Source organism: Nitrospira sp. (genome assembly GCA_016788885.1).
Lineage (GTDB): Bacteria > Nitrospirota > Nitrospiria > Nitrospirales > Nitrospiraceae > Nitrospira_A.
The window spans coordinates 171,303-193,684 of the sequence record JAEURX010000052.1 but is presented as its reverse complement, the minus strand read 5'-3'; the positions used below and the strand labels follow the sequence as shown (position 1 = coordinate 193,684).

Sequence of the window (22,382 nt, the reverse complement as noted above, 5' to 3'; positions counted from 1 at the left end):
GGCAGGGAGTAAAGCGCCGAGGCGTGTACCCTCTGGGGTACGTTGAGGTCCTGAGTCATGCGAGAACGCTGCTGGCTGGCGTTCTCAGCATCCTGCTAGCGACGAGAGTAGAACGGAAGGGCATGGACGATAGCCGGGTGGCGCGTCCCTGCCACTTCCACTGCGAGCACGGTATCAGGTGTCGAGAAGTCGCGGAGTGGAAATCCGAATGCCAGCACCGCGTTGCGCGTCGGTGAAAATATCGCGCTACTGATCCAGCCGACCTCCCGATCCCCGCTGAACAGCTTTGCCCCTCTCGGCAGAACTGCAACATCCTGAATGCGAAGCCCCACCAAGTGTCGGCGGACGTTGCCGTAGGTGTCCATTCGTGCCACCACCTCTTGCCCCGGGTAGCACCCCTTCGAGAGACTAAACGCTTTTCCTTCCAAATTGGCTTCCGGTGGAACGATCTCCTCATTGAGATCCGGGCCGGCTTTCGGCAGGCCCGCTTCGATTCTGAGGAGTTCGCGCGCTTGTGAACCGACTGCCTTGATGCCGAACGTGGCACCGGCGGCCATCAGTTGCTCCCAGGCAGAAACCACCGCATCCGCGGGCAGCAAAATCTCCAGGTCCTGTTCACCGGTTTCTTCGGTGCGCAGGACCAGCGCCGGTTGGCCGCCGATGGTCAGCGAGGTTGTGTGCAACAGGGGGAGGGTGGCGACATCCGTGCCGAATGCGGCCTTGACGGTCTCGGCCGATTTCGGCCCGCTGACCAGCAGCAGGCTCCAGGTGTCGGCGCAGTTTTCCATCTTGGCTTTGGTGCCGTAGAGAAGAAATTTTCGCAAGGCCTGAAAAGTGGCCTCACCAACTTCACCTACGTCCTCGATCCACACCGCGTCGTTCAGGACAAACACACGGAAATAGCCCAGCATTTTTCCCTTGTGGGTGAGAAAACTGGAATAGCGGCCCTGGCCAGGTTGGAGCGGGAGAAGGTCGTTGCTGATGATGCTCTGGAGCCACTTGATGCGATCGTCGCCGGTCACGCGAAGTCTACCGCGGTGCGACAGGTCGGCCACTCCGACGGCCCCCCGCACGGCGGCGTATTCTGCTGCTGCATCGCCATAGTGAGCCGGCATCGACCATCCGGTGGATTCTTCGAACGTGGCGCCGAGCTGCTCGTGGTGAGCCTGGAGTCGTGATTGCTTCATGGCAGAGCCCGTAATCCTCTCTCGCCCAGCTCTTACGATTGCGCGGAAGGCTGAGGATGAATCAGTTCTTCGACAAGGTCCTTCGTCCGGGCGGAAAACTCGTTTCGTGACACCACCTTGGTGACGCCGAGTTCCTTGGCCCGCCGCCACGTGTCCACTTCTTCGTGGTTGGCGAAGGCCAGAATGGGAAGCGGGGGCATGGGAGCGGCGACCTGAACGGCCTCCAGCGCTTTGTACGGATCAATGACCAGATCGTTCATATTGACGATCAAGGCTAGTGGTGTGGTCGACCTAAGCTTGTCCGCCACGTCCTCCTGGGAGCGAATCCGTTCCAGCGTGTAGCCGTGCGGGCGCAAGGCGTCACGCACTTTGGTGTAAAAGAAGATATCGGTGACGGCCACCAAAATTGTCCGGTTTGTCATCGTGTGTCGTGCCTAGTTGAGCGAACTGATGAGGCGGCCTAAGGCTTTCTTGGCTAAGGCATAGTCCGGATTGAGAACGAGGGCTTGTTTGTAACAGTCGATTGCCTCGCCCCACTTACCTTGTCGTTCATAGACACGGCCGAGGTTGAGGTGGGGGAAGGCCGGACTTTCGTACCGTGTAGCCTGCATGGCCTTGTGGAACCAGGGAATGGCCTCGTCCAGATCGCCCTTTTCAATGAGGTAGGCCCCGATATCGTTGTACGGGTTGCCGAAATGGGGATCGCAGGCAATGGCTCTGTGACATTCCTCGATCGCCTCGTCCAGCTTGCCCATGAAGCTGTAGGTCCAACCAAGGAAGGTATGGGCCTCGGCAGTCTGATGTGTCGCGAGTGACAGTTTATACAGACTGACGGCCTCCTCCAGCTGCCCCTTCATCTGCTGCTCATAGGCTTGCTGGAACAGCTGCCAGGCTTCGCGCTTGTCTTCCTCGCTGCCGTCGCCCTGTATGAGAAAATCTTGTACATCCATGGTAGTCAGGCTGATGAAAAAGGCCCCGGCTTCGTTCTCAATCGTGCGAACTCCTCAACGTACTGAGAAGTATGCCTGCGGCCTCGCCGGATGACCATTTTGATCAGCTTGTAAGCCGGCGGGTCTTGTTTGCTCCGCGTTACCCGTGCCTCAGCTTTTTTTGAATCAACTCGGCGCCGTATCGGCCTGAAAGCAACATCGAACCGAACGCCGGGCCCATCCGTGGCGTACCGAATACGGCCGCGACGGCCAAGCCGATGACAAAGCAATTCGGGGAGACTTCTCCGGTCCGGTCCATGACTTCTTCTTCCGACCGCGAGACCCACATGGCCCCGTTGCCCGGCACTTGCTGGTAGAGCCCCCGTTTATGCAGGAGGTTCACTACGACCGCGTCATGGCCGGTGGCATCGACCACGAGTTTGCTCTCCAGGGCGATCGGATCGACATGGATGATGTCATGGCCGGCCATTTCGGCGGTGGTGCTGTTCACGACCACGCCTTCGAGAACACCCTCGCGGCGCAGAATGAGATCGACGACGCGCGTCAGGTTCATGATCTTCGCGCCCGCATCGTATGCGGCGGCGATCAGCGCGCCGGTCGCATGCGGGGGATCTACCATGTACATGCCGGGGCATTCCTTGATCTGCTTGCAGGGCACGCCCACTTCTTTCAGGATCTTGTGGGCCGGGGCGCAGATGGTCGCCTTGTTCATGAGATATCCACCGGACCAAAAGCCTCCGCCCAGCGCAAGGCTCTGTTCGACGATGAGCGTTTTGATGCCCATTCTGCCCAAATCATGGGCGCAGATCAGGCCGGAGGGACCGGCGCCGACGATGATGACATCGCTTTCGATGAGTTGATCGAACTCTTTATAGTATTCCCGCGCGATCTGGCGAGTAATGTCGCGCTCGCGTAGTGGTGCCGGTTTTGGCTTCCCCATGCTACTGTTCCTCTCAGCGGCTGCTGAACATGACTCCCGGCTTCGTTCTCGGCTCCATCAAATCCTCAACGTACCCCTGAGGGTACGCCTCCGGTGTGAGTTCGCCTGCGGCCTTGCCGGATAGCCATGTTGATCAGCCTTACAGGTAAATTTCGGAGCCGGCCTGTTTAAACTCTTCTGACTTTTCTCTCATGCCGATCTGAATGGCCTGCTGCTCTTCCAGTTGTTTCTTGGCCGCGTAGTCTCGGACATCCTGCGTGATTTTCATCGAGCAGAAATGCGGCCCGCACATGCTGCAGAAATGGGCGACCTTCGCCGCATTGTCGGGCAGCGTGGCGTCGTGATACGCGCGGGCCGTCTCCGGATCGAGCGCGAGATTGAACTGGTCTTCCCAGCGAAACTCGAATCGCGCTTTCGACATGGCATTGTCGCGCACTTGCGCGCCGGGATGTCCCTTCGCCAAGTCCGCCGCATGCGCGGCGATTTTGTAGGTCACGACGCCGACCTTCACGTCTTCCTTGGTCGGCAAGCCCAGATGTTCCTTCGGCGTCACATAGCACAGCATCGCGCACCCGTACCAACCGATCATCGCGGCGCCGATGCCGGAGGTGATGTGGTCGTATCCCGGTGCGATATCGGTCGTTAGTGGCCCGAGCGTATAGAAGGGCGCTTCCTGGCATTCCTTGAGCTGCTTTTCCATGTTCTCTTGAATCATATGCATCGGCACATGGCCGGGGCCTTCGATCATGACCTGCACATCGTGGTTCCACGCGATCTTGGTCAGCTCGCCGAGCGTTTCCAATTCGGCGAATTGTGCCTCGTCATTGGCGTCGGCAATCGAGCCGGGCCGCAAGCCGTCGCCGAGGCTGAAGGCGACGTCATAGGCTTTCATGATCTCGCAGATTTCTTCGAAGTGCGTGTAAGCAAAGTTCTCTTGATGGTGTGCGAGGCACCATTTGGCGTGAATGGAACCGCCGCGCGACACGATGCCGGTCATGCGTTTCGCCGTCATCGGTACGTAGCGCAGCAGCACGCCTGCATGGATGGTGAAATAGTCCACCCCTTGTTCGGCCTGTTCGATCAGGGTATCGCGGAAAATCTCCCAGGTCAGGTCTTCGGCCTTGCCGTTGACCTTTTCGAGTGCCTGATAGATCGGTACGGTGCCGATCGGCACAGGGGAGTTCCGGATGATCCACTCGCGAGTCTCATGGATATTCTTGCCGGTGGACAGGTCCATCACCGTGTCGGCGCCCCAGCGAATTGACCAGATCATCTTCTCGACCTCTTCCTCGATGGAGGAGGCGACGGCCGAGTTGCCGATGTTGGAATTGATCTTCACGAGGAAGTTCCGGCCGATAATCATGGGCTCGGATTCCGGATGGTTGATGTTGTTGGGAATAATCGCGCGGCCGCGGGCGACTTCATCGCGTACAAACTCGGGAGTAATAATGTTCGGGATTCGAGCGCCCCAGGCCTGGCCGGGATGCTGCGAGACCCCCCCGCCATGCCCGTTGTTCGACGCCATCAATTCCTTCGCGCGCGCGCGGGATTGGTTTTCTCGGATCGCAATGAACTCCATTTCCGGCGTGATGATGCCCTTCTTGGCATAGTGCATCTGACTGACATTCCGTCCGGGCTTGGCTCGGAGCGGTTTGCGGAGATGGGTAAACCGGAGGTCGGCCAGTTTCGGATCGGACGCTCGTTGGCGACCGTACTGGGACGTGACTTGTGGGAGTTCTTCCGTATCCTGGCGGGACTCGATCCAGGCCCGGCGCAACGGCGGCAAGCCGGCGCGCACGTCGATGGTGACAGCCGGGTCGGTATAGGGGCCGGAGGTATCGTAGACGGTAATCGGTTGATTGGGTTGGTCGCCATTGCCGTTGGTCGAGTGCGTCGGGGTCAGGCTGATTTCACGCATCGGCACCCGGACATCGGGACGCGAGCCCTCGATATGCACTTTGCGCGAAGCGGCAAAGGGAGCGGTGGTCAAGCGGGCGGTGGAAGGCGCGGCGCCGTGACCATTTTGTGAACCGTTCTGTGTATGGGCCTCGCTCATGGCAGCAATCCTTTCGTCGGAAGTGAGCGTCAGACGACCAAATAAAAAAGCCGCATCCAGCTTGGGTGCGGCTTGAAGCGATCTCGAAGCCAGTGAACCGGTCGCTTCCCTACGCTGGTATTACCCAGGTCAGGTTGTGAGGGTCGCCCGATCGCTCGGACTCTCAGCCGGATGGCACCCCTAGCTGTCGGTGGTGATCGTACCGACCCGCCGGGGCGAAGTCAATCTTCCGGAAGGCCTAGTGCCGGAGGGGCTTCAAGGGCAACGGGATCACTGCGTCATTCCACGATGCCGGCGCAACTCGCTCCGATCCAGCGGCCTTTCATGTCGAGATGGACCTTGCCCGCTCGCGGACGGTCGGTGTCCATGCTGCCGACCAGGGACTCAGGATTCTGGGCTTCCACGCTTATCCGGGAAGTTGAAGCGTGTGGTGGCGGACAGGTGCGTTCGAGAACCAGTTTGCCGGCCGACTTCGACAAGACGGTGGTATGACAGCCCGGTTCGTCATCATCGCTTTCCTTGATGATGCGATGTTGATCCAGGTCCTCCTTTGTGAGGCACGTCTTGACGGAATGGGTCCTTGGTTTGCCGGCGCGCGCCTGCATCGACTGTTCGACCTTGGCCCGTTGTTCGGGCGGCATGGCGGCCAAGACGTCCGGTGGCACCAGCATCCCGCTGGATTGGGTGGTAAAAGTCATTTCCCAGGCTCCAGGCTTGGCATTCAACGCGTCGGCTCGGGCGGCGGAAGGCATGCCGACGAGAGGATTCGGGATGAGCCCGAGGCTCAGCAGAAACACGAACCCGCCAAGGGTGGTTGCGGTGTGCTTCATCGTTCCATCTCCTTTGTGTCCGTTGTGTCCGTGGGGGGCCAGCCTGCTTCGAATCGATGCCTATCATACGCGGTTCCCATCAACAACGCACGCCGTGTGGGATCCCGCAGAGATCGCCTCCGGTGTCCCGGCGAAATCCTCGCTTTACGTAATGGACCGGCGTACAATTTTCGACAGGGTGCATGATGGTCTGCGCTCAGAGAAATGGAGGCACATCATGAACGGGAAAGGTTTTTGGCTGGGACTAGTTCTGGGCGCGGGGGCGATGGGGATGCTCGGACAATGGGGGCCTGCCGCCGCGGGCAGGGATGATAATCCATCCACCTGTATCCCCGCCGGCGCGGTGGCCGAGTATCTGCATAGCGTCATCCAGGCGGATCGCACGTTTTACACGACCGATGTCGTTGAGCGGATGCAGATGCGCGGGATTGCCTTTGCCGCTGAAAACTGGCGAGAGACGTCCCGGCTTCCTCTTCCGGCCCAATATTTATTGGAAACCGGGCGGCTCGTGGCGGCGGGACGAAGCGGGTTGCAATACCGGTTGATCAGCAATTGGGCGATCAATGCCAAGAACCGACCGATGACCGACTTCGAACGAGCCGGCCTGACGGAAATTCTCGTGAATCCCGATCAGCCCTACACGGCTGTGACCACCGAGGGCGGGTCCCCTGTTTTTCAAGCTCTCTATGCAGACAAAGCCGCATCCCAATCTTGCATCGGCTGCCACAATGCTCATCCCAATAGCCCGAAGAAGGATTTCAAGTCGCAGGATGTGATGGGCGGGATTCTGCTCACGATTCCGCTGCCGCAGTAGTTTGGGAGAATGATCTTTGGGAACGGCTAGGACCATTCGCTCGATCGCATAAGGTGTCAGTCTACGACCCCTCGACTATTCACTACAGGTGTTCTCTCGGATCCGACCTAAGCGATGAAGAGAAGGTTTGGAGCGCTTCAAGATAATGAAATCTGAGGTTTCAGTTTTTCCCCTTCCTCGAATTGCATTCCCGACACATCAGCGCGGCGTTTGATAAATGCGATTTTCCACCCAGCGCATGAGGCTTAATGTGGTCAATAGTAAAATTATTCCAATTGAGTGGCACTTTGCACTTCGGACATCGCCTGCGTTCCTCCGAGTGCCACAGTAGCCTACGTTGCTCAATTGTGAAGCCACGTTGATCATCTTTCTTCTGGAAAAGGCCACCAAAGACTTTTTTGAGAATTTCAGATCGTCGCTGCCTTGTTGCGAGGCTATCCGTATCGCCTTGAACTGTCAAAAGGTAGTCTGCAAAGAGTCTCTGCTCAGGGGCACCCCCTTCCGCCTTACGTTGTCGCTGTCTTACTAACCCCACTCCATTTGATAGCCAAACGAGAAGTTTCTGGGCTTGTCTATTCCGCTTGCTTTCAATCAAGATACAGTTGTCCTGATCCATTTCCCACAAAAGCATGAACAGAGAATAAAAGTCTACGGAGTTCGAGAATCGGGTAGATCTGATTTCTGGGAACATCTTCTTCGTGAGATTCAGTATTCGGATTGTCTCTTGAACCGTTCTCCGTAGTGACCGGTGGTCGACGGCTTGCCCGCCTATGATGCCGTCAAGAGCCTTCTTCTTATTGATCAGTCCTTTTGCATGACTGGATGCCATCAGTTCGCAAACTAACTCCACATGCTTCATTCTGCTGATTTGCCCTGCGGAGAGAATTCGATTTCCTAAGAAAAAGTCATGCTTTCTCTCGGCAAGGCGCGCCGCCTGCTTAAGAAAGTCGCTTTTGTAAAATCTGGCATGCCGCTTCTCTGCTCCAGTGAGTCGCTTTCCCGTCGAGTTGATGCGGACAAATAGATTTATGATGTCGGCGAGATCGCCGGTAATCTCAACAGTCTGAAACTTGTAGCCCATGAGCCGGTGCTCATGCCCACGCTTTTGCAATTTCTGCCAATCCCACTCTTCAACAGTTTCATCTGAGCCAATTTTGAGTTTTGCGGCAAATCGATGACCACGAAAATGTCCGGCTCCTTGAAACATGAGAACTGTTTCGAGCCGTTGCTTCCCATCGATTACATCATAACGGAGTTTGCCGTTCTCGCTCTGCTTATAGAGAAACACAGAAGGAATCGGGTAGTTCTGAAGCAAGGAATCAATCAGCTTCTTTCGGTCCGATAGCGTCCACACGGAATCCCGCTGAAATCCAGGTTCAAGGTTCAACTTATTGTTCTGGTATAGGAAAACAAAGTCTTGGATTGTTTTGGCGCCGTAGTCAAAATCAAGAGAATGCTCGCGCATTATTACCCCATAGGTTTCTTTGCTATACCTGATTGCCTCTATTGATCCTTGCGTGACGGCGCAGTATGCCGCGGACCTCAATATCAGTCAACGACACATCATTGACTGCATGAGTGGGTACCTGACTTACTGAAGCCTGCGGCCGTTGAACTCCGTAGGAAACGGCGAAGCCTATCCTGTTTGAGCCGGGATGCTGGCGAGTTGACAGGCTTCGAGTGGACAAGGCTTAGTTAGGTGCTCATGCAGGTGTCCATGGCGGATCAATCGTCTGTCAGGCTCTATCACTTTCCCCTCATGGCGGCCTTGTGCCATACGAGCTGATGATGTTTGTGGTTTGGGCCCAATAGCCGGTGCAGAAGACAGACTTTCCTGCTTCCACTGCTTCTGCTAGAATTCGGGTATGGGTTCTGAAGCGACGAAATTATTAGAAGCGGCACTTAAGCTTCCGCCAGAGGTTCGTGCGGCAATGGCTGGTTCCTTGTTGGACAGCCTAGACACGGCTGTTGATGCTGACGCCGAAACAGACTGGGAGCAGGAAATTGCTCGCCGCCTCAATGACCTAGATTCACCTCACCCCCGTCTCGTTTCCTGGATCGATGCCCGCCGAAAGATATTCGGGCTCTGATGCCGAAGTTATCGGTTGTGTTTCATCCCGCCGCTATTGAGGAAGCTTGGGCGGCGCGGGAATGGTATGCGGCAAGAAGTCAGTCTGCTGCTGAATTGTTTCTGGCTGAGCTTGATGGAGGGGTTGAAGCAATCTCGCTCGCTCCTGAACGTTGCCCGCTATTCGTGCATGGAACTCGTCGTTATCTCTTTCATCGGTTTCCCTTCCAGTTGGTCTACCGGATCGTGAATGACTCCGTTCAGGTGGTGGCCCTTGCGCATGGCCGCCGCCGGCCAGGATATTGGAAGCTTCGCTAAGGAAGAGAGCCTCTTCCGTCCATTCGACCCATCCCCGCACTCTTCCTGGGCCGTCTGTGCCGACTCATGTCGTTGCGTAGCCGCGAAGGGGTGTCGTAGAATCAGACAGTGTAAGCTCCCTCGTGGTATAGTTTTTTCAACCAACCGAAAGGCTGCAGGTGAAAACGGTCGCCACGCTTCCCCGTCCCATTACCGATTATCAGGCTCTCTCTGCCGAAGAACTCTTCGAACGGACCCGTGCGGCCAAACGGTCGCTCGGCGACCGGGTGATGATTCTCGGCCATAATTATCAGCGCGATGAAGTGATTCAACATGCGGATTTTCGAGGCGACTCCCTGATCCTGGCGCAGGTCGCCGAGCAGCGATCAGACCGACCCTATGTGGTGTTTTGCGGCGTGCATTTCATGGCGGAAACGGCTGACGTGCTGAGCCGTTCCAATCAAACGGTTATTCTTCCGGACATGGCGGCCGGTTGCTCCATGGCCGATATGGCGGCGATCGAACAGGTGGAGCAGTGCTGGGATGCGCTTGGACGGGTCGTGCCAGTCGAGGAAACGGTGATGCCGGCGGTCTACGTGAACTCCGCGGCGATCTTGAAGGCCTTCTGCGGCGAACATGGCGGACTCACCTGCACGTCATCGAACGCACGGAAAGTCATCGAATGGAGCTGGGCGCGCCGCGAGAAGATTCTGTTTTTCCCCGATGAACACCTGGGCCGGAACACGGCAAATAAGATGGGCATTCCCCGCGAGCAGATGATTGTCTGGGATCCGTATATGCCGCGGGGCGGTAATTCTGTGGAGGCGATCCAGCGAGCCAAGCTGATCCTGTGGAAGGGGCACTGCAGCGTGCACCAGATGTTTCAGCCGTCCCATATCGACTATTTCCGCAAGCAGCATCCCGATGTGAAGGTGATCGTGCACCCCGAATGCCATGAGGATGTGGTGAACAAGGCCGACCTCGTGGGCTCGACCGAGTACATCATCCGGACGATCACGGCTGCTCCGGCAGGAACCACCTGGGCCGTCGGAACAGAACTGAACCTGGTCAACCGCCTAAAACATGAACAGACAGACAAGAAGGTGTTTTTCCTGTCGTCCACAGTCTGTCAGTGCGCCACGATGTACCGGATCGACGCCCCGCACCTCTGCTGGGCGCTGGAGAATCTGGTCGACGGCCATGTGGTGAACCATATCACGGTGCCTGCGGACGAAAAGCAGTGGGCGAAGGTGGCGCTCGATCGCATGATGGCGCTGAGCTAGCAAGCTGTTGAGAAAGGCCGCCGCCGGCGTTCTCGCGGCGATCAGGGGCGTACCGTATTGACGCGGGAATGTTGGTGAAGACACTGCCCGCTCACCGCCTCGCGGGCGCGCACACACGTGGCGCTCGTTATACCTCGCACCGTGCGCTTCGCTGCGGCCTTGCCGGAAGACGCTGTTGACGATCCTGCAAGCATAAGCATCGGGTGTCAGCGGTTCTACGTGCGGGCCTGCCTGTGAAAGGGCTGGTGCCTTCCCCCTTCCTTCCGGTATATTCCATCCGATCACCTAAGCCGAAGCCTGCAACCTCTTGATATGCTGATCGCTGAAGGCTGTCAGCCGACAGCGTGAGTACCTATGGACTATAAATCGACGCTCAATCTACCGAAGACCGATTTCCCGATGAAGGCGAATCTGCCGCAACGGGAGCCGGAGATGCTTGCTCGCTGGGCGCAGGAGCGCTTGTACGAGCGGATTCAGGAATCTCGTCAGGGATTCCCGCGCTATGTGCTGCACGACGGCCCGCCCTATGCGAACGGCCGCATTCACATCGGCCATGCACTGAACAAGATCCTGAAAGACATCATCATCAAGTCGAAGACGATGTCCGGGTTTCAGGTGCCCTACGTGCCGGGCTGGGATTGCCATGGCCTGCCGATCGAGCATCAGGTCCTGAAGGAACTGGGTGACAAGAAGCGAGATTTGGACGCACTCGCGATTCGCAAACTGTGCCGGGAGTATGCCGAAAAGTATGTGGCGATTCAGCGGGAGGAGTTTCAGCGTTTGGGGGTGCTGGGTGATTGGCAACAGCCCTACCTGACGCTGAACTCTGCCTATGAGGGCACGATTATCCGCGAGTTCGGTCACTTTGTGGAACGGGGTGGGGTGTATAAGGGGTTGAAGCCTGTCCTGTGGTGTACGCAGGATCAGACAGCCTTGGCGGAGGCGGAGGTCGAATACGACGACCACACGTCGCCCTCGGTGTATGTGAAGTTTCCGCTGGTCAGTCCTCCGGCTGTCTTGAGCAAGCGGTTCGGCGGGCTGACATTCCCGGCCGATGTGAAGAGCGCCTCCGTCCTGATCTGGACGACCACCCCCTGGACTCTGCCGGCCAACCAGGCCGTCTGTCTGCATGCCGACATCGAGTATGCCTTCGTGCAGGTCGGGGATGAACTGCTTGTGATCGCCGAAAAGTTAGTGGAGTCAGTGGCGAAGGCCTGCAGTCTCCCGGCCTACACCGTTGTGGGCGTCAAAAAAGGTGCGGAGGGTTTCGAAGGGTTGGAGACGCAACGTCCATTGACCACCGGCCTTTCGCCGCTGCTCCTGGGCGACTTCGTCACCTTGGAGCAGGGAACGGGCTGCGTCCATATTGCGCCGGGGCACGGCATGGAAGACTACCTGCTGGTGCTGAACCACAACGCGAAGGCCAGCGTGGGCGAACGGCTCGAAATCCTGGCTCCGGTGGACAATGGCGGGAGGTTTACCGATGCAGTTCCGGAGTTTGCCGGACAGCATGTGTTCAAGGCCAATCCGAAAATTGTGGAGCGCCTGAAGGAGAACGGTCGTCTGCTCGGCTCCGGGTCGCTCCGACACTCGTATCCCCATTGCTGGCGGTGCAAACAGCCGGTCATTTTTCGCGCGACCGAACAATGGTTCGTCTCGATGGAGACGAACGAGCTGCGGCAGGAAGCGTTAGCCGAAATTGACCGGGTACGGTGGATTCCGACCTACGGGCGTGACCGGATCAACGGGATGATCGAGAACCGGCCGGACTGGTGCCTCTCGCGCCAACGGGTCTGGGGTACGCCGATTCCCGGCTTTACTTGTGTGAAATGCGGCAAGGTGCTGGCTCATCCCCGGGTGATCGATCACGTCGCTGATTTGATCGGACAGCATGGGACGGACTATTGGTTTGCCAACCAGGCTGCTGCGTTGGTTCCCACGGGGACGCAGTGCGAACGCTGCGGTGGAACAGAATTTGAGAAAGAACGTGACATTCTGGACGTGTGGTTCGAGTCCGGCGTGAGTTTTGCGACGGTGCTCAAGCCTCGGCACTGGTATCCGGCGGATCTGTATCTGGAAGGGTCGGACCAGCATCGAGGCTGGTTCCACAGCGCGTTATTGGCGGGGGTCATCACCGATCATCGCGCGCCCTATAAGGCTGTGCTGACGCACGGATTCGTGTTGGACGGGGCCGGGCGAAAGATGTCGAAGTCGGCGGGCAATGTCGTGGCGCCGCAGGACGTCATCAAGCAATCTGGTGCGGAAATCCTTCGTCTCTGGGTATCGGCCCAGGATTATCGTGAAGACCTTCGGATCTCTCAGGAGATCCTCAATCACCTGATCGAAGCGTATCGGAAGATTCGGAACACCTGCCGCTTCCTGCTGAGCAATCTGTACGACTTCGATCCCGCGCAGCACCGCGTGCCGTTCGAACAGTTGCCTGAATTGGACCGCTGGGCGCTCATGCGACTCAACGACCTTATTCCGCGCGTGCGGAAGGGATATGACGAATTTGAGTTTCATACCATCTTTCACGCGCTGAACAACTTTTGTTCAGTCGATTTGAGTGCGGTGTACCTGGATATTTTGAAAGACCGGCTCTACACCTTCCGGAAAGATTCACCGGTGCGGCGTGGTTCGCAGACGGTGCTGTTCGACATTCTCGTGGCCCTGACAAAGCTGATGGCGCCCGTGCTGAGTTTCACCGCCGAGGAAATCTGGAGGATGTTACCTGAGGCGGTGCGGGTCGATTCGAAGGCCGAGAGTGTCCACATGGCGATGTTTCCCGAGGTTGATCCGCGTTGGGCTGATGCGGAACTGGCCGCGCGCTGGGACCAGCTGCTGGAGGTGAGGACCGCCGTTCAGGCTGCGCTTGAAGTGAAGCGGCGAGACAAGGTCATCGGGGCGCCGCTGGAAGCCAGGGTGATGATCGAAGCGAATGCCGAGCGCTATGAGTTCCTGGCGCGATACCAGCAGGATCTCTCGTCGTTCTTCATCGTGTCGGACGTGGTGCTGACGCGGGCCTCGCGTCCCGAGGCGCCCTCCGGTTTTGCCATCACGGTGGATAAGGCGACGGGGACCAAATGCGAGCGGTGTTGGAACTATCGATCGGCCGTGGGAAGTTCCACCGAGCATCCCACGTTGTGCGACCGTTGCATCGAGGCTGTCAGATGACCCCATCCATCCGGTACCTGCTGCTGGGGTTGCTCAGCCTGTCGATCGTGGTGCTGGACCAAGTCACGAAGCTGTCTGTCATGGAGACTATGCGGCTCCATGAGTCCATTCCCGTCATCACCAACCTGTTCAGCATCACCTACATCCGCAATCCCGGGGCGGCGTTCGGATTCCTCTCCTCCAGCAGCAGCTCATTCCGGTTTGTGTTTTTCGGGCTGACGTCGGTCTTTGCCGTCGGCCTCTTGGGGATGATTCTGGTGCGTATGCCCAAAGACGACTGGATGGGGCGGCTCAGCGTGGCAGGTATTCTTGGAGGGGCGGTCGGGAATTTATTGGACCGGCTGCGGTACGGGGAAGTCATCGACTTCCTGGATTTTTACGTCAACGGGTATCATTGGCCGGCGTTCAATGTCGCCGATTCAGCCATTACCGTCGGGGTGGTGTTTCTGATTTTCCACTTTGCGACCGAAAAGGACACCCAGGACGTTCCGGTCGTGCCGGAGAATCCTTCCTCCTGAAGCGCGTTGTCGAAGTGATCGTCCTGTCCGGTCAGACCGGCAGGGTGATGATGAACCCACCCTGCTCGCGAAACTGGCGCTGCTGCTCCACGGAAAACATGACGAGCGGTTCGCTGTGGCAGAACTGGCATTCTTTGAGTGTCACGACGGCCTCCGGTTCGCCGATCCCCACCAGATAGTGTTTGGCCAGTGTAAGCGCCTTGTCCTGACTGGTCGTCATCACATCGAAGTGCAGCTTGCCGTTCTTGCCCTTGACCCACGTATCGTAGACGTGGACGCTATCCATCTCGTTTCCCATGCCGATTCGACTCCTTGTTGTGAAGTAGCTAGCGCACCACCAGCAGGACGATGATGCCCAATACCATGCGGTAGTAGGCGAAGACGCTGAGGCTGTGGCGTTGCACATAAGTTAAAAACGCGGCGATCACGGCCCAGGCCACCACAAATGACACCACCAAGCCGATTCCGAGCGCGACATAGTCATCTTGGGAAAACGCCGCTTGCGATTTCAGCATTTGATAGATGGTGGCGATGATCATGGTCGGCAAGGCCAGGAAGAAGGAATACTCCGTCGCAACGCGCCGGTCGAGTCCGGCGAGAAGGCCTCCGACAATCGTCGATCCAGAGCGTGACATGCCGGGAATCAAGGAGGCGCATTGGGCGATTCCGACCCAGAGGGCCGATCGTGGCGTCACCTGTAACAGCTCTTTCACACGCACGCGGTTTTGCATGCGCTCGACCACCAGAATGATCACGCCTCCGACGATTAAGGAAATTGCGACGGTCGTCGGCGAAAAGAGATAGGCCTTAATCGACTTGTGGGCGAGGAATCCCACCAGCGCGGCGGGTAAGAAGGCCAGGCCCAATCCAATCACGAACCAGAGATTGGGTTGGGCATTGATCGATTCTTGAATAGTCGTCGCCCAGGATTTCGTACCCCGGTTCGCAATCAACGAGCGAAAGTCCTGTTGTTCGCGCAAGGCATGGGAGGCCAGTGACGCGAGCTTGGCGCGCTCGTAGGCGATGATCGCGAGAATCGAGCCCAGCTGAATGGAAATCTCCACGTTGGAGGCAATATCCCCGGTAAAGCCGAGGGCATGCCCGACGAGGATCAGATGGCCTGTGGAGGAGACGGGAAGAAACTCCGTCAGTCCTTCGATGATGCCGAGAATGACGGCAAGTTCCGGGCCCCAGTTCATCATAATAGTGGGTGCGAGGTGGTGCGTGGGAAGTCGGTGGTTGGTTGCGAGCTTCGTCGAACAGTCGCTGCATATTCCCAGACTGCTTTCCGTCAGTCAAGCGTCGTTGGATTTTAGGGCGGCTGCCGAGAAATCGTCTCCGGTGTTTCGCAGCGGCCTGCAATCGGCAAACTTGTTGACAAAGTTGAGGTGATGGCATACACACAACAAGAGAGAAGAGGTCTGATCGGTCCAGATCGAACAGGGAGGGGCGCATGAGGCATGTGTGGATGGCTGGGCTGGCGCTCGTGAGCGCGATGGCCGTCAGCGGGTGCATTAGTGAGAAAAAATATCATGAGGCGCTTGCCGATGCCGATGCCACCAGGGGGGAGCTGGAGCGCGCGAGGGCGCAAAAGAATGCCCTGGAGCAGCAGGTCAAGACACTGAAGGATTTGAACGCCAAGTTCGGTTCCGAAAGCCAGATCGCCCGTGATGAACTCCAGCGGATTCAGCATGGGCGTGATAAGGAACGCGACACCATCGAGGTTCGCACCAAAGAACTGGAAGATAAGGTGAAGCAGCTGACGGCGCAGAATCGCAACGTCAAGCAGGAGTACGAGGAAGCTCGTCGACACAATGAGCAACTGAAGTCATTAGTCGCTCGATATCAGAAGGAAATGAAGGAGCGGTCGCGTTCCTTGTCGTCGACGACGGAATCGTCCGGGGCGCCGGTGCCGTTCTCCGGTGCTGGGTCTTCTCCGACGAAGTCCGCGTCCGTGCCGTCTCCGTTTGATGCACCCGCCCCGGCAGCCTCGTTGCTGAATATCAATAAGGCTCCATCCGCAGATCTCGTGCTGACTCTAGGGATCTCGCAGGATATGGCTGAGCGCATTGTGAGCAATCGTCCCTATAAGGTGAAGGGCGAACTCGTCGCGAAGAACGTGGTGCCCAAAGACGTGTTCGACGACATCAAAGATCGCATCACCGTCAGTCCGTAGTTGTATCAGCTGCCCGCACGTCGTCGGCGGGACAGTGACCTCTGAAGGGCCGCTTGCCGATCGGCAAGCGGCCCTTCTCTTTTTCCCCCATCTCGCGCGGCGCATTGCATGGCCCACGCGTTCCCCGGCCAAATTGTTTTCTGTTAGAATGCCTGCACCGTCCGGCTGAAGGAGAGTCTCTTGATGCGCCGTGTCATCGTGATCGTCGCTGTGCTCGTTCTCGGCCTCGCGATCGCCGGCTACGTATTTTTTAACGGTGAGCGCAAGGTGCCGGTCCGTTACCGCACGGTCGCCGTCGAGCGCGGGACGGTCATCTCGCTCGTCACCGCGACGGGGACGATCAACCCCATCACGACGATCCAAGTCGGGAGTCAGGTGTCGGGGATGATCGAAAGTCTCCACGCGGATTTCAATTCACGGGTCAAGGCCAACCAGGTCGTCGCGCGTATCGACCCGTTTCCCTACCAGGCCAGGCGTGACCAAGCGGCGGCCAGTCTCGCCAATGCCAAGGCCGCCTGGGAGAAGGCACGGATCGATCTTGCCCAGCGGCGGCGTGAGCTGGATCGAGCCAAGTCACTCATCGGCCAACAGTTCATCTCCCAAAACGAGGTGGATGTCGCGCTGACCGCATCAGAGGGCGCGCTGGCGCAGTTGAAGGTCACGGAAGCCGCCGTCAAGCAGGCCGAAGCAATGCTGCAGGCGGCCGAGTTGGACCTTAAGTACACGGTGATCCGCTCCCCGGTTGATGGGGTGGTGATCTCCAGGCAAGTGGAGGTCGGTCAGCGGATTTCGGCCAGCTTTTCCATTCCCACCCTGTTTTTGATTGCCGAAAACGTGACGAAAATGCAGGTGGACACGAATGTCAGCGAGGCTGACATCGGTGGAATTGCCGAGGGAAAGGCGGCGACCTTCACGGTGGATGCCTATCCAGGGGAACCGTTTCACGGGCGTGTGCGGCAGGTGCGTAATGCGCCGATCAACGTGCAGAACGTCGTGACCTACGACGTGGTGGTGGAATTCGACAACCCGGACTTTCGTCTGAAGCCCGGGATGACGGCGAACGTGTCCATTGTCATCGAGAAGCGAGAGCAGGTTCTGAAAGTGCCGAGCTCGGCGCTACGCTTCACGCCTCCTAAGGCGGCCCGCGAAGAGCAGGGGGCGGCTGTGGGGGATAGGCCTTCACCGACCAGTGGTTCGGCAGAGTCGGCTTCTCGGCGATGGGGAGTCTGGAAGGTGGAGGCCGGGAATGATTTGGAGCGGGTACCGGTCGAGATGGGCATCTCCGATCGGTCATACGTGGAAGTCACCGCCGAAGGGCTTCGCGAAGGGGATCACGTCGTTGTGGGAATCGACGCACCCCGCGGCGAACGCAAGGGCGCGGAACTCCCTCCCGGGTTCGGTAGCGGACAGCAGCGCAGTGGGCGGCGTGATCGGGGCCTGTAGCTGCGTCAGGACTGAGGCTGGGGACAATCGCGTTCATGGTGCCGCACGCGTAGAGTTATCTGCGCACCTGGTGCAGTGAATAAGGACCGAATGGCTCCCCTAATCGTCTGCGAAGACGTCTGGAAAGTGTATCGCGTCGGCGACGTTGAGGTACAGGCACTGCGGGGGATCAATCTTGCCGTCGAACGCGGTGAGTTTGTTGCGGTGATGGGCACTTCGGGGTCAGGCAAATCCACCCTCATGAATCTGCTTGGCTGTCTGGACCAGCCGACCCGAGGGCGTTATCAGCTGGACGGGTTGGACATTGCCAGCGCCAAGCCCGATCTATTGGCCGAATTGCGTAACCGGCAGATCGGATTCGTCTTTCAGAATTTCAATCTGATCCCCAGAACCAGTGCGCTGGAAAATGCGCAACTTCCGTTGTTCTACCGTGGTGTTTCGATCAAGGAGCAGCGCCAGCGGGCCGCCGCCGCGTTGCAACGTGTCGGGTTAGCGGGACGGGAGCAGCATTATCCGTCTCAACTCTCCGGCGGTCAGCAGCAGCGCGTGGCGATTGCGCGGGCGTTGGTGGGAGCGCCGTCGATCCTGTTTGCGGATGAACCGACGGGCAATCTGGACACCACGTCCAGTCGCGAAATCATGGGCATTCTGGACACCCTCAACCGGGAAGACGGCATCACGATCATCCTCGTGACCCATGAGCCAGAAATCGCCGCCTACGCCTCTCGCGAGCTTACGATGAAGGATGGGCAGATCGTGCAGGATGTTCGTCGTGCACCGCACCTCTCCGGTGTAACCTAGATCTTCGATGTCGGCATTTGTCGTGCTCACCGTCATGACCGCGTTGCGGATTCTCAGCCGGAACCGGCTTCGAGCCGGGCTGACGATGCTTGGTATCGTCATCGGCGTGGGGGCGGTAATTGCCATGGTCAGCATAGGGCAGGGCGCTCGTGCTGTGGTGCAGGCGCAGGTTTCGAGTATGGGCACGAATGTGATCGTGATCATGCCGGGCTCCACCACGGTCAGCGGGGTGCGGGGAGGGCAAGGCGGTGCGGTGACATTGACGGTCAACGACGCGGCCGAAATGAAGAAGCGGAGCCCGTTGCTCTCGGAGACGGCCTGGGCCAAGCGTGACGTGATGCAGATCGTGAATGGTAACCGCAACTGGAACGGGCCGGTGAACGGCGTGTCCCCGAGTTATCTCGCGATTCGCGATTGGTCGTTCTCAAGCGGCGGGCCGTTTACCCAGGCGGATATGGAAAGCGCGGCTCGGGTGGCGTTGATTGGTCAAACCACGCTGGAAAACCTGTTCGATCCTGGTGAAGAAGCGGTCGGCGCGACGATTCGTATCAAGAACGTGCCCTTCCAAGTCATCGGCGTATTGGATCCGAAAGGTCAGTCGGCACAGGGAAGCGATCAGGACGACGTGATTTTCGTGCCGTTTACGACGGCGGAGCGGAAGGTATTCGGGAGCCAGTTTCTTGGTTCCGTGGGTGCTCTCTTCGCGTCCACCGAACAGAGTACCGATTTGCCTGAAGCCGTCGAGCACATTCGTGAGATCCTTCGCGCGCGACATCGCCTGCAGCCGGATCAAGCAGACGATTTTACCATCCGAACCCAGGTGGACATCGGCAAGGTGCAAGAAGGCACGAGCCAAACCCTCACGGCCATGCTGTTCGCTATTGCGTCGGTCTCGCTGCTGGTTGGTGGCATTGGGATCATGAACATTTTGTTGGTCTCAGTGACCGAGCGGACCAAGGAAATCGGGGTGCGCATGGCGGTCGGCGCGAAGCGCGTGCATATCCTGACCCAGTTTCTCATTGAAGCGATGACGCTAAGCCTGCTTGGTGGCGTGATTGGTGTGATCGCAGGGGTGGCAGGCGCCGGGCTGACGACGGTGATCGCCGGCTGGCCGACCATTATTTCAATCGAGTCGATCGCGACGGCCTGTGTGTTTTCGCTCGCCGTCGGTCTCTTTTTCGGGTTGTATCCCGCGAATAAGGCCGCGCGCCTGAATCCGATCGAGGCGCTTCGCTACGAATAGCGGGCGTGAAATGGCTGTGCGATGTCCGGAGAGAAGTGGCGTAGCCGCGATGGCCGTGTCAGTGATAGGCCCGCTCAAACTCTTCGGGGATGGTCCCCAAGACCGAGCGGATTCCGCGTGGGGGCGCCTCTGGGTCTTGATTGGCGATGTCGATCACGAGCGGGACGATATAGGGTTGTCCCGAGGGGTCATGTGTGATGGTGACAATGGGTTGGTGCAATTTGTTGGTATTGATGACGGAGACAATGGCTCGCTCTCCGGTGGTCAGGGCGACATAACTATAGACCGGATAGATGCCCATGACTTTGACGAACAGTGAGATCAACCGCGCTTCGTATTTGCCTTCCTGCCCTTCCTGATACAGTCGCTGGAGGGATTGGTGGGGTGTCAGGGGAGAGGCGCCGCCGAATCCCGTCATCAATTCGTCATAGCGATCGGTGACCATGACGATCCGGGTCATGTCCGAGGTGAAGGCCCCTCCGGTTTCGGCGGGAAATCCGCTGCCGTTTAAGTAGGCATGATGTTCCGCGACGATCTGTTCCACCGGCTGAGTGAACCCGCCCTGACGCTCCAGCAAAATGGCGCCGCCGCGTGCGTGGGCTTCGTAGGTCCGGCGCTGCTGCTCGGTGAGAGGCGCGGAGGTGTCGAAGACGCGTTGAAGAGTCGCCGGCGGAACCTGTAACAGCCCAATGTCGTGTAACAGCGCACCGGTGGCCAGTTCTTGGATGGCCATCAGGTTATAGTCCGCCGCGTGAGCGAGAATCATGGAGAAGCTGCAGGTGGCGAGCGCATGCTGACTGAGCGGCGCATTCGCGTCGCGCCCCTGGTTGAACACCATGAACAGCGCGTGTGAGTTGAGGGCCTGCGCCACGGCGCTGATGGCATGGACGGCATGGCTCGCTTCTTCCGGATCGACGATGCCGGTCTTGGCGATGCGGGAGAAGGTGGATTGAACCGACGCTTCGAGTTTGGCACGCGCCGATCGGGCCGCCAGAAGTTCCTGCGTCATCGTGGCCAGGGAGCGGACTGCCGGGACGGTTGCCTGTGGTACGAGGATGGGCGGTGCGACGGTTCCGGGCTGATCCTGGTGGGGAGCCGGGGTGTCTTGCAGGTCGAGCCCGCGGGTCGGATCAATGCTGAGGTGTTTGATGCCGGCACGCCGGAGCTTCTCGATTTGCTCGTCGGTTCGAATCAGGAACGAGTGGCGCATGAAGGGCGAGCGAAACCAGGCCACATCCAGCTTGGCGACGTGCATACCGATGCGAAGTGCGTCGATTGTGATGGGGCGGTGTGCCATACCGTCTGATCGTTACGAGGCCTGTCGTTCCTTGCGTGAGTCGTCTCTGCCCGGCCTAGAGGTTTCGTCCAGGGACGCATCCAGGGTCCGGGAGCATCGCCGGTGCTGCCTTGGTGGGGATGGGATGCAGGGATGTCCTCAGCGTGCAGGGCGCCACCGCCAGCAGAATTTCCATACGGGGATTGTCGCGATCCTGGGACTTATATAAATGCGTTTCCACCACCCGGTTGTCGTTCAACCCCAGCCCCTCACAGAGGGCGTCCTGTGCGATCTTGAGTCCGCCATCGGTGTCACGTCGCAACGACGAGGCAAAAAAGAACTGGATCGAAAGGGAGAGGCTCGCCTGCTGCAGCGTCTGGCTTAGCGTACCACGATGGGGCGATTGGGCAAGTGCAACCAGAATTTGTTGTCCGACGAATGCCTTGAATGCGCGGCCTTTTGCAGAGAGCAGTCGGCGCCCGTTCACGGTGGCATATTGGTGATTCACGCTGGGCGGAATGGGGAGCGTGAGGGCAATGGAATCATGAGTGACCGTGCCGCCGGCCTGATCCGGCATCGTGAGCGTGACGGCACTGCGGCCTCGCGTCGATCCGTTCCGGAGAACAAGGTCCGCGGCCGGAGGCGACTCCTTCGCAGGCAGCGGTCGAAACGAGGTGGATCGAAGAGGAATCGGGGATTGTCGGGGGCGGGACGCGCGGCGCAAGGGCCTGCCTATCACACTAGAGAAGGTTTTGGATTTTGGCCATGTCCTGCTCGACCCGGTCTTCGTTTCTGGTGAGATACCGCCGCCATTCAGACGGTCCCCAGATTTCCAGGCGATGGTACATCCCTACCAGATAGATTTCCTGATCGTCATCCATCGGAACCAGCTTGCGCAGGCGGCTTGGAATCAGGACTCGACCCGTCTTGTCGATATCGGAGGCGCCGGCTTGTGCCATCACATGGTGCATGAACAGGCGGCTTTGATCCTCATCTAGTGTGGCCCTGGTTCGCTCCAGCACTTTCTCCCATTCCTTGGCCGAGTACATCCACAGGGTCTGCTCGGTATTTTTCAGGAACATGACCTGGTTCCCCTCGGCCTGGAATTGCTCCCGAAGCGGAGAGGGAATCAGAAAGCGTCCCTTTTCATCGACCTTGCAAAGATGTTCGCCGGCAAACACTCGCGGGATCCTCCGCCCTTGGCTTTCTGACAGGGTATGAGGGCCTGTGCATGGCTCGATACCCGGTACGTAGGATGTGATCCACCGCTGATGGTAGGAGACGGAGGCAATCCTGTCAAGAGAATAGTGGTGACTGCATCCGCTA

22 protein-coding genes and 1 riboswitch are annotated in these 22,382 nt (G+C 58.4%); of the genes, 10 read left to right on the top strand and 12 right to left on the bottom strand.

Features of this window, described 5'->3' with window-relative positions; genetic code table 11:
* Nucleotides 1-95: 95 nt before the first annotated feature.
* The 6 genes from JNL86_14625 to JNL86_14600 all read right to left on the bottom strand — a co-directional run bounded on the left by JNL86_14625 (nt 96) and on the right by JNL86_14600 (nt 5,963).
* Nucleotides 96-1,187 carry an aminomethyltransferase family protein gene (locus JNL86_14625; GenBank protein ID MBL8044147.1) on the bottom strand — a complete coding sequence of 364 codons (1,092 nt, stop codon included), beginning with the start codon at nt 1,185-1,187 and terminating at the stop codon, nt 96-98.
* A gap of 32 nt (nt 1,188-1,219) precedes the next feature.
* Complete coding sequence (locus tag JNL86_14620; GenBank protein ID MBL8044146.1) at nt 1,220-1,609, bottom strand: histidine kinase; 390 nt, start codon at nt 1,607-1,609, stop codon at nt 1,220-1,222.
* 12 nt (nt 1,610-1,621) lie between these two features.
* Nucleotides 1,622-2,137, bottom strand: coding sequence for a tetratricopeptide repeat protein (locus JNL86_14615; GenBank protein MBL8044145.1), 516 nt, complete (start codon nt 2,135-2,137; stop codon nt 1,622-1,624).
* A 139-nt stretch (nt 2,138-2,276) separates the two neighbouring features.
* Nucleotides 2,277-3,077, bottom strand: coding sequence for a thiazole biosynthesis protein (locus tag JNL86_14610; protein ID MBL8044144.1), 801 nt, complete (start codon nt 3,075-3,077; stop codon nt 2,277-2,279).
* Nucleotides 3,078-3,216: 139 nt separating this feature from the next.
* Complete coding sequence (gene thiC / locus JNL86_14605) at nt 3,217-5,067, bottom strand: phosphomethylpyrimidine synthase ThiC (GenBank protein ID MBL8044143.1); 1,851 nt, start codon at nt 5,065-5,067, stop codon at nt 3,217-3,219.
* Nucleotides 5,068-5,222: 155 nt separating this feature from the next.
* A riboswitch (TPP riboswitch) is annotated at nt 5,223-5,325 on the bottom strand.
* An 86-nt stretch (nt 5,326-5,411) separates the two neighbouring features.
* Nucleotides 5,412-5,963: a DUF3617 domain-containing protein gene (locus JNL86_14600; protein MBL8044142.1), complete on the bottom strand. Its 552-nt coding sequence runs from the start codon at nt 5,961-5,963 to the stop codon at nt 5,412-5,414.
* Between the two features lie 217 nt (nt 5,964-6,180).
* On the opposite strand from JNL86_14600, the gene JNL86_14595 reads away from it, so the two are divergent.
* Complete coding sequence (locus tag JNL86_14595; protein MBL8044141.1) at nt 6,181-6,777, top strand: DUF3365 domain-containing protein; 597 nt, start codon at nt 6,181-6,183, stop codon at nt 6,775-6,777.
* A gap of 160 nt (nt 6,778-6,937) precedes the next feature.
* Here the strand turns inward: JNL86_14595 and JNL86_14590 are convergent, their stop codons facing one another.
* Nucleotides 6,938-8,242 (bottom strand): DUF262 domain-containing protein, encoded by a 1,305-nt coding sequence (locus JNL86_14590; GenBank protein ID MBL8044140.1) that lies wholly within the window; start codon nt 8,240-8,242, stop codon nt 6,938-6,940.
* Nucleotides 8,243-8,642: 400 nt separating this feature from the next.
* Here JNL86_14590 and JNL86_14585 point away from each other — a divergent pair, with 400 nt between their 5' ends.
* The 5 genes from JNL86_14585 (at nt 8,643) to lspA (ending at nt 14,117) form a co-directional block, all read left to right on the top strand.
* Complete coding sequence (locus JNL86_14585; protein MBL8044139.1) at nt 8,643-8,867, top strand: addiction module protein; 225 nt, start codon at nt 8,643-8,645, stop codon at nt 8,865-8,867.
* A complete protein-coding gene (locus JNL86_14580; protein MBL8044138.1) occupies nt 8,867-9,163 on the top strand; it encodes a type II toxin-antitoxin system RelE/ParE family toxin in 297 nt (98 codons plus the stop codon). The genes JNL86_14585 and JNL86_14580 overlap by 1 nt, the downstream gene beginning before the upstream one ends.
* Before the next feature lie 158 nt (nt 9,164-9,321).
* A complete protein-coding gene (gene nadA, locus JNL86_14575; protein MBL8044137.1) occupies nt 9,322-10,425 on the top strand; it encodes a quinolinate synthase NadA in 1,104 nt (367 codons plus the stop codon).
* Between the two features lie 354 nt (nt 10,426-10,779).
* Entirely contained in the window at nt 10,780-13,599 is a 2,820-nt protein-coding gene (ileS, locus tag JNL86_14570) for an isoleucine--tRNA ligase (GenBank protein ID MBL8044136.1), read from the top strand.
* Nucleotides 13,596-14,117, top strand: coding sequence for a signal peptidase II (gene lspA / locus JNL86_14565; GenBank protein MBL8044135.1), 522 nt, complete (start codon nt 13,596-13,598; stop codon nt 14,115-14,117). The genes ileS and lspA overlap by 4 nt, the downstream gene beginning before the upstream one ends.
* A gap of 31 nt (nt 14,118-14,148) precedes the next feature.
* Here the strand turns inward: lspA and JNL86_14560 are convergent, their stop codons facing one another.
* Nucleotides 14,149-14,415, bottom strand: a complete 267-nt coding sequence (locus JNL86_14560; GenBank protein ID MBL8044134.1) for a DUF2024 family protein — start codon at nt 14,413-14,415, stop codon at nt 14,149-14,151.
* Between the two features lie 28 nt (nt 14,416-14,443).
* A complete protein-coding gene (locus JNL86_14555; protein MBL8044133.1) occupies nt 14,444-15,319 on the bottom strand; it encodes an undecaprenyl-diphosphate phosphatase in 876 nt (291 codons plus the stop codon).
* A gap of 251 nt (nt 15,320-15,570) precedes the next feature.
* Between JNL86_14555 and JNL86_14550 the strand changes: the two genes are divergently transcribed.
* From JNL86_14550 to JNL86_14535, 4 genes are all read left to right on the top strand, one after another.
* The gene (locus JNL86_14550) at nt 15,571-16,293 is read left to right on the top strand and encodes a helix-hairpin-helix domain-containing protein (protein MBL8044132.1); all 723 of its coding nucleotides are present in this window, start codon (nt 15,571-15,573) and stop codon (nt 16,291-16,293) included.
* Between the two features lie 183 nt (nt 16,294-16,476).
* On the top strand, nt 16,477-17,736 hold the full coding sequence (locus JNL86_14545; GenBank protein ID MBL8044131.1) for an efflux RND transporter periplasmic adaptor subunit: 1,260 nt from the start codon (nt 16,477-16,479) through the stop codon (nt 17,734-17,736).
* 90 nt (nt 17,737-17,826) lie between these two features.
* On the top strand, nt 17,827-18,537 hold the full coding sequence (locus tag JNL86_14540) for an ABC transporter ATP-binding protein (protein ID MBL8044130.1): 711 nt from the start codon (nt 17,827-17,829) through the stop codon (nt 18,535-18,537).
* A gap of 7 nt (nt 18,538-18,544) precedes the next feature.
* Complete coding sequence (locus tag JNL86_14535) at nt 18,545-19,780, top strand: ABC transporter permease (GenBank protein MBL8044129.1); 1,236 nt, start codon at nt 18,545-18,547, stop codon at nt 19,778-19,780.
* A gap of 58 nt (nt 19,781-19,838) precedes the next feature.
* Here the strand turns inward: JNL86_14535 and JNL86_14530 are convergent, their stop codons facing one another.
* The 3 genes from JNL86_14530 to JNL86_14520 all read right to left on the bottom strand — a co-directional run bounded on the left by JNL86_14530 (nt 19,839) and on the right by JNL86_14520 (nt 22,237).
* A complete protein-coding gene (locus JNL86_14530; GenBank protein ID MBL8044128.1) occupies nt 19,839-21,077 on the bottom strand; it encodes a DUF3391 domain-containing protein in 1,239 nt (412 codons plus the stop codon).
* A 55-nt stretch (nt 21,078-21,132) separates the two neighbouring features.
* Nucleotides 21,133-21,633 carry a RusA family crossover junction endodeoxyribonuclease gene (locus tag JNL86_14525; protein MBL8044127.1) on the bottom strand — a complete coding sequence of 167 codons (501 nt, stop codon included), beginning with the start codon at nt 21,631-21,633 and terminating at the stop codon, nt 21,133-21,135.
* 163 nt (nt 21,634-21,796) lie between these two features.
* A complete protein-coding gene (locus JNL86_14520) occupies nt 21,797-22,237 on the bottom strand; it encodes a hypothetical protein (GenBank protein MBL8044126.1) in 441 nt (146 codons plus the stop codon).
* Nucleotides 22,238-22,382 lie beyond the last annotated feature (145 nt).

Coding starts and splice junctions, on each gene's coding strand:
- JNL86_14535 (MBL8044129.1), top strand. CDS start 18,545: ATGTCGGCATTTGTCGTGCTCACCGTCATGACCGCGTTGCGGATTCTC.
- JNL86_14530 (MBL8044128.1), bottom strand. CDS start 21,077: ATGGCACACCGCCCCATCACAATCGACGCACTTCGCATCGGTATGCAC.
- JNL86_14525 (MBL8044127.1), bottom strand. CDS start 21,633: ATGCCGGATCAGGCCGGCGGCACGGTCACTCATGATTCCATTGCCCTC.
- ileS (MBL8044136.1), top strand. CDS start 10,780: ATGGACTATAAATCGACGCTCAATCTACCGAAGACCGATTTCCCGATG.
- JNL86_14590 (MBL8044140.1), bottom strand. CDS start 8,242: ATGCGCGAGCATTCTCTTGATTTTGACTACGGCGCCAAAACAATCCAA.
- JNL86_14580 (MBL8044138.1), top strand. CDS start 8,867: ATGCCGAAGTTATCGGTTGTGTTTCATCCCGCCGCTATTGAGGAAGCT.
- JNL86_14545 (MBL8044131.1), top strand. CDS start 16,477: ATGCGCCGTGTCATCGTGATCGTCGCTGTGCTCGTTCTCGGCCTCGCG.
- JNL86_14555 (MBL8044133.1), bottom strand. CDS start 15,319: ATGATGAACTGGGGCCCGGAACTTGCCGTCATTCTCGGCATCATCGAA.
- JNL86_14625 (MBL8044147.1), bottom strand. CDS start 1,187: ATGAAGCAATCACGACTCCAGGCTCACCACGAGCAGCTCGGCGCCACG.
- JNL86_14595 (MBL8044141.1), top strand. CDS start 6,181: ATGAACGGGAAAGGTTTTTGGCTGGGACTAGTTCTGGGCGCGGGGGCG.
- JNL86_14610 (MBL8044144.1), bottom strand. CDS start 3,077: ATGGGGAAGCCAAAACCGGCACCACTACGCGAGCGCGACATTACTCGC.
- JNL86_14615 (MBL8044145.1), bottom strand. CDS start 2,137: ATGGATGTACAAGATTTTCTCATACAGGGCGACGGCAGCGAGGAAGAC.
- JNL86_14550 (MBL8044132.1), top strand. CDS start 15,571: ATGAGGCATGTGTGGATGGCTGGGCTGGCGCTCGTGAGCGCGATGGCC.
- JNL86_14585 (MBL8044139.1), top strand. CDS start 8,643: ATGGGTTCTGAAGCGACGAAATTATTAGAAGCGGCACTTAAGCTTCCG.
- JNL86_14540 (MBL8044130.1), top strand. CDS start 17,827: ATGGCTCCCCTAATCGTCTGCGAAGACGTCTGGAAAGTGTATCGCGTC.
- JNL86_14600 (MBL8044142.1), bottom strand. CDS start 5,963: ATGAAGCACACCGCAACCACCCTTGGCGGGTTCGTGTTTCTGCTGAGC.
- JNL86_14620 (MBL8044146.1), bottom strand. CDS start 1,609: ATGACAAACCGGACAATTTTGGTGGCCGTCACCGATATCTTCTTTTAC.
- lspA (MBL8044135.1), top strand. CDS start 13,596: ATGACCCCATCCATCCGGTACCTGCTGCTGGGGTTGCTCAGCCTGTCG.
- JNL86_14560 (MBL8044134.1), bottom strand. CDS start 14,415: ATGGGAAACGAGATGGATAGCGTCCACGTCTACGATACGTGGGTCAAG.